This is a genomic window from Enterococcus sp. LJL90 (assembly GCF_056924355.1).
Genome location: NZ_JBXPBQ010000007.1, coordinates 63,447 through 79,549 on the forward strand (window position 1 = coordinate 63,447; position 16,103 = coordinate 79,549).

Annotated in this window: 12 protein-coding genes; 2 read left to right on the forward strand and 10 right to left on the reverse strand. The window is 40.4% G+C overall.

Annotation, left to right across the window (positions count from 1 at the left end):
• Positions 1-60 precede the first annotated feature (60 nt).
• From AC1Z3S_RS14700 to hrcA, 5 genes are all read right to left on the reverse strand, one after another.
• On the reverse strand, positions 61-2,739 hold the full coding sequence (locus AC1Z3S_RS14700) for a cation-translocating P-type ATPase (protein WP_461740984.1): 2,679 nt from the start codon (positions 2,737-2,739) through the stop codon (positions 61-63).
• A gap of 406 nt (positions 2,740-3,145) precedes the next feature.
• On the reverse strand, positions 3,146-4,333 hold the full coding sequence (dnaJ, locus tag AC1Z3S_RS14705; RefSeq protein ID WP_461740985.1) for a molecular chaperone DnaJ: 1,188 nt from the start codon (positions 4,331-4,333) through the stop codon (positions 3,146-3,148).
• Between the two features lie 253 nt (positions 4,334-4,586).
• Positions 4,587-6,416 carry a molecular chaperone DnaK gene (gene dnaK, locus AC1Z3S_RS14710; RefSeq protein WP_461736783.1) on the reverse strand — a complete coding sequence of 610 codons (1,830 nt, stop codon included), beginning with the start codon at positions 6,414-6,416 and terminating at the stop codon, positions 4,587-4,589.
• A 54-nt stretch (positions 6,417-6,470) separates the two neighbouring features.
• Entirely contained in the window at positions 6,471-7,013 is a 543-nt protein-coding gene (grpE, locus tag AC1Z3S_RS14715) for a nucleotide exchange factor GrpE (RefSeq protein ID WP_265459239.1), read from the reverse strand.
• A gap of 27 nt (positions 7,014-7,040) precedes the next feature.
• On the reverse strand, positions 7,041-8,075 hold the full coding sequence (gene hrcA / locus AC1Z3S_RS14720) for a heat-inducible transcriptional repressor HrcA (RefSeq protein ID WP_461736787.1): 1,035 nt from the start codon (positions 8,073-8,075) through the stop codon (positions 7,041-7,043).
• 237 nt (positions 8,076-8,312) lie between these two features.
• Here hrcA and hemW point away from each other — a divergent pair, with 237 nt between their 5' ends.
• The gene (gene hemW, locus AC1Z3S_RS14725) at positions 8,313-9,476 is read left to right on the forward strand and encodes a radical SAM family heme chaperone HemW (protein WP_461740986.1); all 1,164 of its coding nucleotides are present in this window, start codon (positions 8,313-8,315) and stop codon (positions 9,474-9,476) included.
• 80 nt (positions 9,477-9,556) lie between these two features.
• A complete protein-coding gene (locus AC1Z3S_RS14730; RefSeq protein WP_461740987.1) occupies positions 9,557-10,372 on the forward strand; it encodes an aldo/keto reductase family protein in 816 nt (271 codons plus the stop codon).
• Between the two features lie 150 nt (positions 10,373-10,522).
• On the opposite strand, the gene AC1Z3S_RS14735 is transcribed toward AC1Z3S_RS14730, so the two are convergent.
• From AC1Z3S_RS14735 to AC1Z3S_RS14755, 5 genes are all read right to left on the reverse strand, one after another.
• Complete coding sequence (locus AC1Z3S_RS14735) at positions 10,523-12,292, reverse strand: ABC transporter ATP-binding protein (protein WP_461740988.1); 1,770 nt, start codon at positions 12,290-12,292, stop codon at positions 10,523-10,525.
• A gap of 241 nt (positions 12,293-12,533) precedes the next feature.
• Positions 12,534-13,277 carry a MarR family winged helix-turn-helix transcriptional regulator gene (locus AC1Z3S_RS14740; RefSeq protein WP_461740989.1) on the reverse strand — a complete coding sequence of 248 codons (744 nt, stop codon included), beginning with the start codon at positions 13,275-13,277 and terminating at the stop codon, positions 12,534-12,536.
• 81 nt (positions 13,278-13,358) lie between these two features.
• Positions 13,359-15,062, reverse strand: coding sequence for a hypothetical protein (locus AC1Z3S_RS14745; RefSeq protein WP_461740990.1), 1,704 nt, complete (start codon positions 15,060-15,062; stop codon positions 13,359-13,361).
• Positions 15,063-15,329: 267 nt separating this feature from the next.
• Positions 15,330-15,644 (reverse strand): carboxymuconolactone decarboxylase family protein, encoded by a 315-nt coding sequence (locus tag AC1Z3S_RS14750; protein ID WP_461740991.1) that lies wholly within the window; start codon positions 15,642-15,644, stop codon positions 15,330-15,332.
• Positions 15,645-15,677: 33 nt separating this feature from the next.
• Positions 15,678-16,082 (reverse strand): cupin domain-containing protein, encoded by a 405-nt coding sequence (locus AC1Z3S_RS14755; RefSeq protein ID WP_461740992.1) that lies wholly within the window; start codon positions 16,080-16,082, stop codon positions 15,678-15,680.
• Between the last annotated feature and the right edge of the window lie 21 nt (positions 16,083-16,103).

A 16,103-nucleotide genomic window follows, 5' to 3' on the forward strand; every position in this document is an offset into this window, starting at 1 on the left:
CGGTCCTCGGGCGCTTTTTTTTATAAAACAATTTATACGATAGTCTTACTTTGCAATCTGTTAAGCTTTTGAATATTTCTTGACGCCAGCTTCTTGACGGCGGTTAAGATAGCCCAACACCAGCTTGGTAATCTCCATTGAAAAGGTAGCAACGACTGCTAACGCAATACAGAAACCAACCTGTAGCAAACTGAAATCAGTTGGAATATCAAAAACTTCCCGAATTCCTGGCAATAAAGTTACGCTATATAAAACAGCACAGAGGCTCATCGCCAGTACGACCATTTTATTGGTGAAGAAGCCAACCTGCCAAGAGGTTTGAATATTGGAACGGGCCGCTAAAGTTTGGAAAGTCCGGCTCCAGATTAGCGTTGAAAAGGCCATTGCCACACCGACCCCTTCAGAATATTGCATTCCGATATATTGAGCAATAATCACAGCCAATCCAATTAAAATCCCTCGATAGGCCACTGAGACAAAAGTCTTGCCGCTTAAAATGCCGGCATTAGGATCTCTGGGTGCCCGCTGCATAACATCCGGCTCCGCTTTTTCCGTTCCTAATGCAATCGCCGGCAGAGAATCATTAATTAAGTTAATAAAAAGCAGCTGAATAGCTGTAAAAGGATTACTCCAATCCATAATCAAAGCAAAGAGAATGGCAATAATTGCCCCCAAATTGCCGGCAAACAGATAAGCAATCGCCTTTTTTAAATTGTCAAAGACGTTGCGCCCAACTTTGACCGCTTTAATAATGGAGGCAAAATTATCATCCGCTAAAACCATGGCTGCTGCATCTTTTGCAACATCTGTGCCAGTTCCCATGGCAATACCAATGTCCGCCTGCTTTAAAGCCGGTGCATCATTGACACCGTCACCGGTCATCGCCGAAATATTTCCTTTAGACTGCCACGCTTTGATAATTCGAATTTTATTTTCTGGTGACACCCGGCCATAAACAGTCACCGTATCTAAAATTTCCATCAAAGCATCCTCGGATAACTCATCCAATTCAGTCCCCGTTAAGGCAGTGTCATTCTCTGAGAAAATGCCGATTTCTTTAGCAATTGCCACGGCTGTCGTCTTGTGGTCGCCAGTAATCATAATTGTTTTCAAACCAGCAGACTTGGCGTCTTTGACCGCTTGATAGACTTCCTTTCGTGGTGGATCAATCATCGCCAGCAGTCCCACCAAAATCAATTCATTTTCATCTTCTAAGGTGATTTCGGTATGAGTAATTGGTTTATAGGCGAAGGCTAACACCCGCAATGCTCGTTTAGAAAATTTTTCGTTTTGCTGCTGTAATTGTTTTTGCAAATCAGCAGTTAAAGGCTGCACCTGACCGTTCAATAAAATTTTACTTGAGCGGCCGAAAACAATATCTGGTCCACCCTTGACTAAAAGTAAATCCTGACCGTCAATCTGATGGAGTGTCGACATTAATTTTCTTGCAGAATCAAAAGGTATTTCACCTTTGCGGGGATATTTTTTTCGCAAATCAGCAGCCGGTAATGCTAGCTTCTGACTAAAATCTACTAGTGCAATCTCTGTTGGATCACCTAATTTTTGGCCAGCCTCGGTAATAATGGCATCATTGGTCAAAGTAGAAATTTGCAATAAGCGTTCTTCATCGTCTGTCCAGTTTTGCGAATCCTTGGTAAATTCACCAGTTTTGCCGACGGGTAAATAAAAATCGACCACTGTCATTTTGTTTTGGGTTAAGGTTCCGGTTTTATCCGTGGCAATAATACTTGTGGAACCTAATGTTTCTACGGCTGCCAGCTTGCGGATAATTGCATTTTCCTTGGCCATCTTTTTTGTGCCCAAAGACAAGACAATCGTGACAATCGATTGTAACGCCTCGGGAATGGCGGCTACTGCCACCGCCACCGCGAACATAAAAGCATTGACAATATCTTCTGTGGCAACCCCAGCGTTATCGCCGAAAAATAACCGAGCTAATTGAATTCCTAAAATTGTCAGCGATAAAACTAAAATCCAGATACTTAATTTTTTACTGAAGCGATCTAAGCCTCGTTGTAAAGGCGTCTTACTTTCCGTCGTATTTTCCAATAGGGCTGCTACTTGACCAATCTCAGTGGCCCCAGCGGTCGCTGTTACTAAAAATTTTCCTCGACCATTCGTGATAATTGTGCCACTGAAAACCATATTATCTTGATCGCCGATAGCAACTTTATCAGCTAAAGTTCCCACCATTTTTTCGGCTGGCACGGATTCTCCCGTTAGCATCCCTTCGTCGACTTTTAAACTGTTTTCCTCAATCAAACGGCCGTCCGCCGGAATATAATCACCGGCCTCTAGATTAACAATGTCACCGACAACAATTTTATTGGCGGGAACTTGTTCTTCTTTACCATCTCGTAACACACTGGCCACTGGTGCTGAAAGTTTTTTCAGAGCCTCCAGTGAACCTTCCGCTTTTTTTGCTTGAATGACACTGACTAAAGAATTCAGCATTAAGACAGCGAAGATAACAATCGCTTCGATATGGGCGCCCATCAAGACCTGCACGAAGGAAACAATCAGTAAAACAATCACCATCGCATCTTTAAAGGTTTCTAAAAATAACTTGATAACCGATTTTTTCGGCGCCTCCGGTAGTTGGTTCAAGCCATCTTTGGCGAGCCGTTCTGCCGCCTCTTGATTGGTTAAGCCAGTGGGATTCGTCGCTAATGTCTCATATAAATTTGTTATTTCCTCTTGATAAGCTGTTTTTTTCAATTGTTTCCTCCAAATTTTTTATTGAAATAGCTCCTTAGAGACAAAAAGAGACTTAAGACAAACCAAATAGGTTTATCTTAAGTCTCATCGTTTCAGGTTAATACCAGCCAAAAAATTTTGACTAACTGTTGATATTACCGCGGCCTTTACCGACCACCGATTACTCCCCTAAGGACGTATTTCTATATTCGTTATCATAACGAAGTTAGTGGCCAAAAGCAACAGATGCAACCTGTCAACTTTTTTTCAAACACAGAATTTTTGAAGGAATTGCTTCAAAAGCTGTTGTGCCGCCAGTTTAATAACGATTCGTGCAAATCAACAGAAATTTCAGCTAGAGAAAACAATTTTAAACTTTCTCTCTAACAAAACTTCTTTAAACATTTACTAGAAATTCTCAACAAAATTATTTTTTCTTTTTGCCGCCGCCAAAAGCGTCCTTCATTTTATCGAAGAAGCCCTCTTCCTGCTGTTCGCTGACTTGGGAATCGCCACCAGCATCTGCAAATGCTCGTAACGCTTCTTTTTGCTTGTCATTTAAGTTTTTCGGCGTAATAATCCGCACTGTCACATGTTGATCACCATTGGCATTGCCCCGTAATCTCGGCGCGCCTTTGCCTCTTAAACGAAATTCTTTACCAGTTTGAGTGCCGGCCGGAATTTTCATTTTTACATCTCCGTGAACAGTCGGTACTTGGACTTCATCTCCTAGGGCTGCTTGAACAAAGCTCAAAGGCAAATCATAGAAAATTTCGCCGCCGTCTCGATCGAAAATATCACTTTCTTCGACACGGAAGACCACATATAAATCACCATAAGGTCCGCCATTGCTACCGGCTTCCCCTTGGTTTTGCAGGCGCATTTGTTGTCCGTCTTCTACACCGGCAGGTACGTTCACTTTAACGGAATGGGCTTGTTTTTCATGACCGGAACCATGACAAGTTGGGCATGGTTCTTTAATTTCTTTACCAGTTCCGTGGCAGACATCACAGGTTTGACGACTCATGACCCGGCCTAGTGGTGTTTGGCGTTCAACATTAATTGAACCGGAACCATGACACTTATGACAAGTCACAGGTTGCGTACCTGGCTTAGCACCATTTCCGTTACAGGTGTGACACACTTCTTCACGATTGTATTTGATTTCTTTTTCAGTCCCAAAAATCGCATCTTCAAAAGCTAAATCAACCGTGTATTGTAAATCCGCTCCTTGTCTTGGGGCATTGGGATCAACGCTGCGACCACCGCCGCCAAAGAATGAATCAAAAATATCTTCAAAACCGCCGAAGCCGCCACTGCTGTAGCTGCCGCCACCGCCGCCGAAACCGCCAAAGCCACCGAAACCGCCAGCGCCGCCGCCATAATTTGGATCAGTTCCTGCGTGACCGTATTGATCATAGGCTGCTTTTTTCTGAGGATCGCTTAAAATTTCATAGGCTTCAGAAATTTCTTTAAATTTGTCTTCAGCATCCGCTTCTTTATTAATGTCGGGATGGTATTGTTTAGAAAGTTTTCGGTAGGCTTTTTTGATCTCATCATCTGTTGCCCCTTTGGTCAGTCCGAGCACTTCATAATAATCTCTTTTCGTTGCCATCGGCTTCCTCCTTGACGTAAATCTGCTTACAAATCCTTGATTTACGCTTCACTCATTATTTTTCCTGATTGTCTCAATTAAATCCGTCTTACGAATCCAAATTATCATACCATATTTATTAGAGAATCTGAACAGTTTCACAGCATTCTCCTAAAAATATTGGTGGCTCTTAAATAGACGAATACCAATCAAAAAGCCAAAGCAGAAGCTTTGGCTTTTCAAACAACTTAGCAGACTAGCTGCTGGTTAAACATTATTTATTGTCACCGTCAACTTCTTCAAAATCTGCATCGACAACATCATCAGCGCCGCCTTGAGCTGCTTCTGGGTCAGCTTCTGCTTGTTGTTGTGCTGCTTGTTCATAAAGTTTTACTGATAGGTTTTGCACGATTTCGTTTAGCGCGTCCCGTTTAGTCTTCATTTCTTCAATGTTGTTCGCTTCAACGGCTGCTTTCAATTCATCACGGGCATCTTCCGCTTTTTTGACTTCGTCAGCATCGACTTTGCCTTCAAGCTCCTTCAATGTTTTATCGACTGTGAATAACAAAGCATCGACATCGTTACGTAAATCAACTTCTTCTTTACGGGCTTTATCAGCATCAGCATTTGCTTCAGCATCTTTAACCATCCGTTCGATTTCATCATCAGATAAGCCCGAAGAAGATTTAATCGTGATTGTTTGTTCTTTTTGCGTGCCTAAGTCCTTCGCAGAAACATTTACGATACCATTTTTATCGATATCAAATGAAACTTCGATTTGTGGAATACCACGAGGTGCTGGTGGAATATCCGTTAATTGGAAGCGTCCTAAAGTTTTGTTGTCTGCTGCCATTGGCCGTTCACCTTGCAGGACATGAATATCAACTGCTGGTTGGTTGTCAGCCGCTGTTGAGAAGACTTGTGATTTACTTGTTGGAATCGTTGTATTTCTGTCAATTAATTTTGTGAAGACGCCACCCATAGTTTCAATACCTAATGATAATGGGGTTACGTCTAGTAAAACGACATCTTTCACATCACCAGTGATGACACCACCTTGAATGGCAGCCCCCATTGCAACTACTTCATCAGGGTTCACTGATTTATTTGGTTCTTTATTCGTTTCTTTGCGAACTGCTTCAACCACTGCTGGAATCCGAGTTGAACCACCGACTAAAATTACTTCATCAATTTCAGATTGAGACAAGCCAGCATCTTTTAAAGCTTGGCGTACTGGAACTTTGGTTCTTTCAACTAAATCTAAAGTTAGTTCATCAAATTTTGCGCGGGTTAACGTCATTTCCAAGTGCAAAGGTCCAGCGTCGCCAGCTGTGATAAATGGCAAGCTGATTTGTGTGCTAGTCACACCAGATAAATCTTTTTTAGCTTTTTCAGCAGCGTCTTTTAACCGTTGTAAAGCCATTTTATCTTTGCCTAAGTCAATACCGTTTTCTTTTTTGAATTCTGCAACCATGTGGTCGATAATTTTGTTATCAAAGTCATCCCCACCAAGATGGTTATCGCCGGCAGTTGATAATACATCAAAGACGCCATCGCCTAATTCAAGGATGGAAACGTCAAAGGTACCGCCACCAAGGTCAAAGACTAAGATTTTTTCATCTTTATCTGTTTTATCTAAACCATAAGCTAAAGCAGCTGCTGTTGGTTCATTGACAATCCGTTCAACTTCTAAACCGGCAATTTTACCAGCATCTTTCGTTGCTTGACGTTGGGCATCGTTGAAGTATGCAGGAACTGTAATAACAGCTTTTTCTACTTTTTCCCCTAAGTAATCTTCAGCAAAACCTTTGATATATTGTAAAATCATTGCTGAAATTTCTTGTGGTGTATAAGATTTGCCTTCTGCTTCGACCTTGTAGCCAGCTTCGCCCATATGGCGTTTGATAGAAGCAATTGTGTTGGGATTAGTCACTGCTTGACGTTTTGCTACTTCACCCACTTGAATTTCACCATTTTTAAATGAAACAACAGATGGTGTTGTACGGTTGCCTTCTGGGTTGGCGATAATTTTTGCTTCGCCGCCTTCAAGAACTGCAACTGCTGAGTTTGTTGTACCTAAGTCAATACCGATAATTTTACTCATAATTAATTTCTCCTCACTGTAACTTTTTTATCTTTTATTTTTAGAATAGCTTTTTTATTGAGCCACGATAACCATCGCTGGTCTTAATACGCGGTCATGTAATTTATAGCCCTTTTGCAAAACTTCAACAACCGTTTCGCTTGGAGCGTCATCATTGGCTGGAATCGTTTGGACAGCTTGATGTAAATTAGGATCAAAGGTTTCTCCCATTGCAGAAATTTCTTCGATGCCTTCTTCTTTCAACGCAACTTGTAAACTTTCCAAAACCATCATAATGCCTTTTTTCAAACTGGCACCCTGTTCATCATCCACTTCAATTGCCAAAGCCCGCTCTAAATTATCTAGAGATGGCAAGACTTTTTTAGCTAAGTCTTGGGAACGATATTTTTGCATCGTTTCTCTTTCGCTGCGATTGCGGTTGGTGATATTGGCGATTTCCGCCCGAGCTCTTAAAAACTTATCCTCCATATCAGAAAGATCAGCATTTAATTTTTCCAGCTCTGTTAAAACTTCGACTTCTTCGACTAATTCTTGATTGGCATCCGCTTCTTCAAGATTTTCAGGTTGCTCTTTTAATTCTTCGTCTTTTTCTGCCATCGTATAAACTTCCCTTCTATTCATTGGTTAACCGTCTAACTCCCGGTAGTAATCCTCCAAACGATCGGCAAGTTCTTGGCGGAAGACATCCACTAAGCCGAACATTTTCGAATAAGGCATGCTCGTCGGTCCTAATAATGCAATCATGCCCCGACCGTGACCTTGAATATCATAGGTCGCTTGAATCAGACTTAGATTGTCTAATAAATTATTCCCGATTTCAGAACCAATTTTTATTGAAATCCCACCCTCTGCTGGTACAAAGAGCTGACTCAATTCATCCGAATCCTTCATAAATGAATAGGCTGATTTAAATTCTGTCAAATCTTGACTAGGATTAAAATCTAACAAATTCATTCGACCGCTCACGTAAACTTTTTCTTCAAAGGCTTGGCCCAGCATACTATTAAATAAACTGACCAATCCGTCCGTCGTTTGGAAATACTTGTGAAGAATCATCGGAATTTCTGTCCGCAACCGATGGTAAACTGTCAACAAAGGTTCGCCGACTAATTTATCATTGATAATTCGAACAATTTTTTCTAAATCCTCACCGGTAACTCCTTCAGGAATTTTGAAAATTTGGTTTTCGACATTGCCTTTGTCCGTCACAATCAAAGCAATGACTTGGCGATCATTTAAAGGGACAATCCGAAAACCGGTCAATTTCCTTTCCTTGACTTCAGGACCTAAAGAAAATGCCGTGTAGCTGGTCAATTGGGCTAGAACCTCAGCAGAGCCTTCAATGATTTCATTGATTTCGTGAAATTCCTTTTTAAAGGATTGACGAATTTTCAAGACATCATTGTTGGCAATTTGAGTCGGTTCCAACAAATAATCCACATAATAACGATAACCAGCTAAGGAAGGAATTCTTCCTGAAGATGAATGGGTCTTTTGTAATAACCCATGTTCCTCCAACGCCTTCATATCATTGCGAATTGTTGCAGAACTGGCTGAGATGCCCTCCTCCATCAACTTTTTCGAGCCAACGGGTAATCCAGTTTCGGTATAATTCTGAATGATGAGCCGTAAGATATTTTTTTGTCTGTCTGTTAACATCTCAATCACCTTCATCATTTGTTTTAGCACTCTTAACTATCAAGTGCTAACACAAGTATTAATATACCATATTCTCCAGAGAAGTCAAGGAAAACGATGCAAAAATTAGCACTTGTTTTATCCGAGTGCTAATTACTTTTTTTCGGATAATTTCTATCATTGGAAAAGTTTCTTCTATATTAAGTCTAAATAAAGTATGATACTATTTACAAAGAAATTGAACCACGAGGAGTCCAAATGATGGAAACAAAAAAAATTTTACAACCGGTCTCGGCTTATTTACACATTCCTTTTTGCGAGCATATTTGCTATTACTGTGACTTTAATAAAGTTTTTCTAGAAGGCCAGCCAGTTGATGAATATATTGAAGCATTACTAAAAGAAATTCAATTGACGAAAGCGCGCTTTCCGGTTGAAGAAATGGCTACGCTCTATATTGGTGGTGGAACGCCTACCTCCCTCTCTGCAAAACAATTGGATCGTTTATTAGCCGGCGTGCGGGAGCTGCTGCCCTTCAATGATCAAAATGAATTTACTGTTGAAGCTAATCCCGGTGATTTAACTCAAGAAAAATTACAGGTGATGAAAAATTACGGAGTAAACCGTTTATCAATGGGTGTGCAAACCTTTGATGATAAATTACTGAAAAAAATTGGGCGCAAACACACTGCTGCTGATGTCTATGAAACGATGGCCTTTTTAGAAAAGGAAAATTTTGAAAATGTCAGCATCGATTTGATTTATGCGCTGCCGGGACAAACCTTGGCAAGTTTTCGTGATACCTTACAGCGGGCAATTGAATTGGATTTGCCCCATTACTCGTTGTATTCTTTAATTTTAGAAAATAAAACCATGTTTATGAATTGGGTGCGGCAAGGTCGGTTGGAATTACCAGATCAAGATATTGAAAGTCAGATGTTTGCTGAAACGATTGAACTGATGGCAAGTGGCAATCGGCAACAATACGAGGTCAGTAATTTTGCAATTCCCGGCAAGGAAAGCCAGCATAACTTAGTTTATTGGAACAACGAACATTATTTCGGTCTGGGGGCAGGTGCTAGTGGTTATCTCGGCAATATCCGCTATAAAAATCACGGCCCGATTCAGCATTATTTAGCGCCTTTACGAGACAATCAGCTACCGATTCGTGAGGAAGAAAAATTGAGCCACAATAACCAAATGGAAGAAGAAATGTTTTTAGGTTTGCGAAAACGCCAAGGTATTTCGCCTGATCATTTTGCTGAAAAATTTCAAGTGTCTTTAGATTCAGTTTATGGACTGGTGATTGAAGAATTAATTCAAGAAAATCTATTAGTGCAACAAGAGGATTATCTGGCTTTAACCGAGGAAGGCTTGTTTTTGGGAAATGATGTCTTTGAGCGGTTCCTATTAGATGATTAAATACAATCAAAACAATTGACTTATAGCCCACTCTAAGTTTTATACTTAATTTGTAACTAAAATTGAAAGTAGGGATTTATATGACAGTCTTAACAGAAAATTTTCGTTTAGCCAATGGAAACCTAATTCCGAAACTGGCTTTAGGCACTTGGCAATCCAGTGTAGCGGAAGCCTATGAAGCTTCTAAAATTGCCTTAGCAAACGGTTATCGCCACATTGATACAGCGGCGGCTTACCACAATGAAGCTAGCGTTGGCAAAGCAGTGAAAGAATCCGGCCTACCAAGAGAAGAAGTTTACATCACTACTAAAGTACCAGCTGAATTAAAAACCTATCAAGAAGCTGTGAAAAGCATTGATAATTCTTTGAAGGAATTGGACCTTGGTTATATTGACTTGATTTTGATTCATGCCCCTCGCCCTTGGTCCTTGATGCGGGACAGCGGCGGCAATGATTTTAAAAAAGAAAATTTGGAGGTCTGGCGGGCTTTAGAAGAAGCTTACACAGATGGTAAAGTCAAAGCAATCGGCGTTTCTAACTTTAGCATTGATGATTTGCAAAATATTTTTGACCACGGCACGATGAAGCCAATGGCCAATCAATTTATCTATCACATTGGTCGAACCGATGACGAGCTGGTCGCTTTTTGCCAAGACAATGATGTCTTAGTTGAAGGCTACTCACCGATTGGCACTGGCCGTTTGTTAGGCAATACAGAATTACAAGCTATTGCTGATAAGTATGACAAGAGTATTCCTCAGTTAGCGATCCGTTACCTACTGGAAAAAAATATCTTACCATTACCAAAATCAGTCCACGAAAAATATATTATCGACAATGCCAAAGTCGATTTTGAAATCACCTCTGAAGATATGGCAACATTAGATAAATTTTAAAAAAAGGTTACAACATAATTAGTTTGACAAAAATTTTTCGACTTCGCTTATAAATTTGCGGTTAGCAATTCTTTACCGCAAATTTACGAGTGAAGCAGCCTTGACTGGACTACCTCGAAAAATTCTTGCTTACTTTATGTTGTAACCTTTTTATGCATTAACAATTTGTTCTTGTACGTATGTGCTATATAGGGGATGGCTAGCTATTAATTCTGCATGAGTGCCATGTCCCGTGACTTGGCCTTTTTCAATGAAATAAATTTGGTCAGCATCCACAATGGTAGACAAGCGATGGGCAATTACTAAAGTGGTGCGCCCTTCCATCAAGGAATCTAAAGCGCGTTGAACTTTTTCTTCAGACTGAGAATCTAAACTGGCAGTTGCTTCATCCAACATCAATATTTTGGGATTTCGCAAAAAGGCTCGGGCGATGGCAATCCGTTGTTTTTGACCACCGGATAATTTAACGCCCCGTTCGCCAATTTCTGTTTCCAATTGGTCAGGAAAATCTTTGACAAATTGATCGGCATAGGCTAACTCTAAGCCCCGCCATAATTCCTCTTCTGGCAATTCCTTGTCTAAGCCATATTGTAAATTATCGCGAATACTGCCGGCAAAAACCGCACTGTCTTGAGAAACATAGCCAATTTGCGAGCGCCAATCCGCTAAGTCTAGGGTCGCCACATTTTCATTACCGATTAAGATTGCACCACTGGTGGGTTGATAAAAACGTTCCAATAAAGCAAAAATCGTCGACTTACCACCGCCACTCGGTCCTGCAAAAGCTACCACTGTATTGGGCTTGGCTTCAAAGGAAATATTTTCTAAAACCGGATGCAGTGCATCATATGAAAAGGATAAATCTTTAACTTGTAATTTTTGACCAACCACATCAAAATCTTCACCCGCGCCGACTGGTTCTAAAGGTGTGTGTAAAATTTGTTCAATTCTTTGCGTAGCCCCCATAGCTTTTTGCAATTGCGAAAAGAATAAGGCAAAACTAGTGGCTGGCGCGATAATATTAAAGAGATACAGTAAAAATGCCACCAGTTCACCACTGGTTAATGTGCCGGCCTGTACTCTGACCGCTCCATAACCAAGAATTCCGACAAATAGCCCCAACATCACAGTCATCATAATCGGTTGCAAAACGGCTTCTATCTTGGCATCTTTAATTCCTAATTTAAAAATTTTATCAATAAAACGACGACCACTATGTTCTTCATAAGTTTCGCCGTTACTGGATTTAATTAGACGAATTTCCGATAATTTTTCACTGGCCTCGCCATTAAACTCAGCTGTGGCTGCCTGTAATTGCCGGCCGATTTTTGACATCATCCGGCCAATCGGCAACATAATTAAAGCAATTAGTGGAACTGCGGTAAAAATTAAAGCCGCCATTTTCCAATCCATCCAGACTAAAATAATTAACGAGCCCACCAATTGAATGCTTCCGGTGATAAAATTGGGAAATTGGGAGGTCACTAAATCTTTGATCACGGAAGTGTCATTAACTAAGCGAGAGCTACTCTCACCGGATTTATTTTCATCGAAATAACCTACGGGTAAGCGCAACAGGTGGTCCCACAAATTTTCCCGCAATTTTTTGACGGATTCTTCCCCGACATAACGGAGGAAAAAGCCACCTAAAGTCCCAAAGCCCAATTGAGCAACAAAGGCCAGCAAAAGTGTCACCAACATTTTCGTATCAATTCTGGTTAAGACACTGGTATCGACCAAACCTTTTGTTAGCTGGGGTACGATTAGACTGGCACCGGAAGTCACCAAACTCAAGAGCATCCCCAGCAGAAATAAAGATTTTCGTGGGTTGACACTGTTAATAAATTTTAAAAAATCACCAATTTTAATGACTTTTTCCTTTGGTATTTCTTCATTTACGACGGTTCCTCTGTCTGCCATTTTACTTATCCTCCTAGTCAGTCAAGCGGATAGCCGCTTGACTTGAAACTGCACATTAAAGCCTAAAAATAATTTTTCAATCGTGAGATATTCATACCAAAATGAATTTTGAATCAGCTGATAGACTTCCTAATTTCAATCATCGAAGTAATTTCCGTTACAACAATTACCCAGTCTTAAACTAATCTCCAATAGCCGAAAATTTTTCTTAAGGATTCAATCACAGTTTTAGTTCAAATTCTTAAAAATCTTGCCACTCGTCTTCGGAATCTTTTTCCGCAGGTTTCTTTTTATCAGACAAATCGGCATATTCTTGCCAATCCTCTGGGTTGCCCCAGAAATTACCTGGGAATTGACGACCAAAGTTGCGGCCGAAGTCTTTCATTTCCCGACGATGCTGGAAGGCCTGTTGCTTCATCTCCCGGCGCATATTTTTTCGTAATTTTCGAAATTCCTCTGGGCTCAGCTGGTCCCAATCTTGTCCCCACTGATCTTCAAACTGCTGACGGAAATTTTGCATCATCTGCAAACGATCCAGCGGGTCCATAAAACGAGGTGCATCCCTTTGAAATTCTTCTTCCCAGCCTTCTGGAATTTTTTCCAGCAGCTCTTGAAATTCCAACTGTTCCGCTTCGTTCAAGCCTTTGAAAAAAGCTTCACTACGATTTTTTCCATTGGTCAAGGCGGTTGCTTTTTTGCGACCCACCTCAGATAAATAGACCCGCTTGATTCGCTTATCCTGTTCATCTTCTTGGCGGTAAATATCGCCGGCGGTTTCCATTTTCTTTAAGACCTCGGCTAAAGAACTCGGACGAATATCTAAAATCTCGGCTAACTGGCTTTGAACTAAACCATCTTCTTCGGATAGTATCTGCAGCACCCGTTTTTGTCCGGAAAGATTTTCTTCCTTTAGACTGACAAATTGATTACTAGCTAAGCCAACAAAGCGCAGCTGTTTCATTAGTTGATTGGTTAATTTACTCATCAAAAATTCCTTCTTTCAATTTAAATAAGTTCGGTACCTAACTTAAATCTAAAATGATTATAGTTAGGTGCCGAACTTTTGTCAAGAATTTTCTTTTGGCCTTTTTCGTACAAGATAAAAACTGTAGCCAACTAAAGTAAAAGCTGTGATGGCTTCACTTGCTTTATGAAGCCAAGGCTTTTGATAGCTGACTTGCAGCTGATATTGTCCAGCTGGTAAATCAAAGCTAATTGTTTTTCCGTCAGAGACAACCGTCTTGACCTTCTGCTGATGCTGGTCAATAACTACTAAGCCGCTGTAGGCAATCACCGGTGTAACCACCCGATTTTCAGAAGCAGTCAAAGTTAAATCTAATTCAATTCCGCTTGCGTTCCCTTGATAATCCATCACGGTTTCCTGCTGATTAATAAAACCAACTTTATTTAAAATATTCTTTTTTTCGGTTTGATTTAAACCCTTCGGCAGATAATCACGATTTTGATATTCTTGATAATGCTGCGACTCCTCGACTTGCTTTTGTGACAGCATTAAATTAGCCGGATCGCGAATTTGAATCAAATTTTCGACACTGACAATCGCCAGCACCGCTAAAAGCGTCGCCAGTAAAACTGGCAGGCGTCGCTTTGCAGAGTGTCGTTTTACTAGCCAATCTGACAATAAAACCGCTCCTAAATAATAACTAAAAATTCCTAAAAATGGCATCAGACGGAACGGAAACTGCATTAAAATCATTGGCGTATTTTGAAAAAACTGCCACGGAAATAAGGTCGTCAAACTGATAAGAAAAACTAGCGACCAACCAAAACAGTTTTTAAGAAAACTGGATTGCCGCAAAATATTAGTCGGGCTCTTAAAATAACTCCATAGGCAGCCGCCTAGAATTACGGAAATCACTAGACCAAAACTCATATAACCAAGATAATTATCCAAAGAATTGGCTAGTATTGTCCATATATTATAGGCTTGCTGCTGCAAATCATAAGTCTTAACGGAATTAATTCCAATGGTCAGCATTTGATAAACCATCGGAACTAGACTGGCTAAAGATAATAATCCCGCCAGCAATGCCGCTTGGATAAAATTGCTGATGATTTTTTTATTGACTTGTTTTTTACATCCGTAAAAAATTAACATTAAGCCTAAGACTAACGAAACCAAAATTAACGATAGGATGTGGGTATATGCCAAGAGCGCCATCCCTAGCACGAGCCAATGCTTTTTACGACCGTTATCTTTTAAAATACTATAAAAACCAGCAAAGATCAGCGGATAAAAACTAAGCGCCACAAATTCACCCAGCGCCATCCTTTCATAAAAACAAATCAAACGATAATGGGAAAAACCATATAGCAATGAGAATATATAGGGCACAAAAAGTCTAGCCTGCCGATTCAAATTGGGTAATGCCTGCTTGGTCAAATAGCAGGCGGTGTAATAGGCGATTAAAAAAGTGATAAAAGTCAAAAGAATGACATACAGGTATAACCCCGTGACAACTGAATGAAATAAGGCTGATAAAATTGCAATCGGCACAACTGAAGTCAGCGGTGGGTAAAAAAGATTCACACCATAAAAAAGCTGACTATGGCCAAAAACCGCCACTTCCTGCTGCCAGCCACTCGCTTTTAATTGCTCCAGCAAACTAAAAATCCGCCCGAAATGAAAAGCGTAATCATCTCCCCGCAAAATCACCAGTTGAAGATGCTGCCAGTCAAAAGCCGGTAAAACATACAATACTGAAAAAATGAAAAAAACTAAGAAAATTTTTCGCCGTCCCTTTTGCATTTGCCCACCTCTTTTTACCAAGCTATGGAATACTACAGCTTAACTGATAGTCCATTATTAGTCTAACAAGAGAGGTTAAATAAAAAGATGGGGAAAAGTAAACAATTGATAAACTATTTTCCGAAAAAAAGAAGCCGACTGATAGCCGGCTTCTAATAGTTTTAAAAAGTCTACTGGCGCCATAAAACTGCCAGTGTCTGTAAATTTATTTTTTTTACAGACGACTCTTCAATTCTGTTTATTGTATCTTGTTGCGGAAATTTTAATCTAGTCTTGATAAATTTCTTTTGCCAAATTGAAGGCAGACCAAGCTTTAGGCCAGCCAGTATAAAAGGCTAAATGGGTAATCAATTCGATGATTTCTTCTTTGGTTACACCATTTTTCTTCGCAATATTTAAATGGGCTTCTAATTGGGGGACACCTTGGGTCATCAAGCTAGCCACGGTAATTAAACTGCGGTCATGGGGGGACATTTGACTTTCCCTTGCCCAGACTTCACCAAATAGTACATCGTCGTTTAAGGCTGCAAATTGCGGTGCGAATTCACCTAAATTATCTCTACCTGCTGTTTGTTTTTCCATAATCAATCATCCTCTCTTAATTGAACTATCTACTTAAAGTGCGTCGTAAATTTGATCTGTAACTGGTTCTAACCATTCTGCTTGACCAGCAGTGATAGCTAAGTGTTCAAACCAACTATCCTTAGCGGCGCCATGCCAATGTTTAACCCCATCATGGGTAACGACAACATCCCCCGGCACTAATTTTCTCGCCGGCTGGCCATCTTCTTGGTACCAGCCTTCGCCACCAGTCACTAATAAAATTTGAAAACCATTTTTATGAATATGCCAATTATTGCGGCAGCCGGGTTCAAACGTAACATTGCCGGCGCCGACACTAACATCGGGATCTGTAACTAAATTATTTAAATAACTTTGGCCAATAAAATATTGGGCATAAGCATCATTGGGTTCTCCTGCTGAAAAAATAATACCGTCTTTGACTTCTTCGTTTTTCATTACTATAACCTCCGAAATTTT

Coding starts and splice junctions, on each gene's coding strand:
- dnaK (WP_461736783.1), bottom strand. CDS start 6,416: ATGAGTAAAATTATCGGTATTGACTTAGGTACAACAAACTCAGCAGTT.
- hrcA (WP_461736787.1), bottom strand. CDS start 8,075: ATGTTAACAGACAGACAAAAAAATATCTTACGGCTCATCATTCAGAAT.
- AC1Z3S_RS14735 (WP_461740988.1), bottom strand. CDS start 12,292: ATGGCAGACAGAGGAACCGTCGTAAATGAAGAAATACCAAAGGAAAAA.
- dnaJ (WP_461740985.1), bottom strand. CDS start 4,333: ATGGCAACGAAAAGAGATTATTATGAAGTGCTCGGACTGACCAAAGGG.
- grpE (WP_265459239.1), bottom strand. CDS start 7,013: ATGGCAGAAAAAGACGAAGAATTAAAAGAGCAACCTGAAAATCTTGAA.
- hemW (WP_461740986.1), top strand. CDS start 8,313: ATGATGGAAACAAAAAAAATTTTACAACCGGTCTCGGCTTATTTACAC.
- AC1Z3S_RS14740 (WP_461740989.1), bottom strand. CDS start 13,277: ATGAGTAAATTAACCAATCAACTAATGAAACAGCTGCGCTTTGTTGGC.
- AC1Z3S_RS14750 (WP_461740991.1), bottom strand. CDS start 15,644: ATGGAAAAACAAACAGCAGGTAGAGATAATTTAGGTGAATTCGCACCG.
- AC1Z3S_RS14745 (WP_461740990.1), bottom strand. CDS start 15,062: ATGCAAAAGGGACGGCGAAAAATTTTCTTAGTTTTTTTCATTTTTTCA.
- AC1Z3S_RS14755 (WP_461740992.1), bottom strand. CDS start 16,082: ATGAAAAACGAAGAAGTCAAAGACGGTATTATTTTTTCAGCAGGAGAA.
- AC1Z3S_RS14730 (WP_461740987.1), top strand. CDS start 9,557: ATGACAGTCTTAACAGAAAATTTTCGTTTAGCCAATGGAAACCTAATT.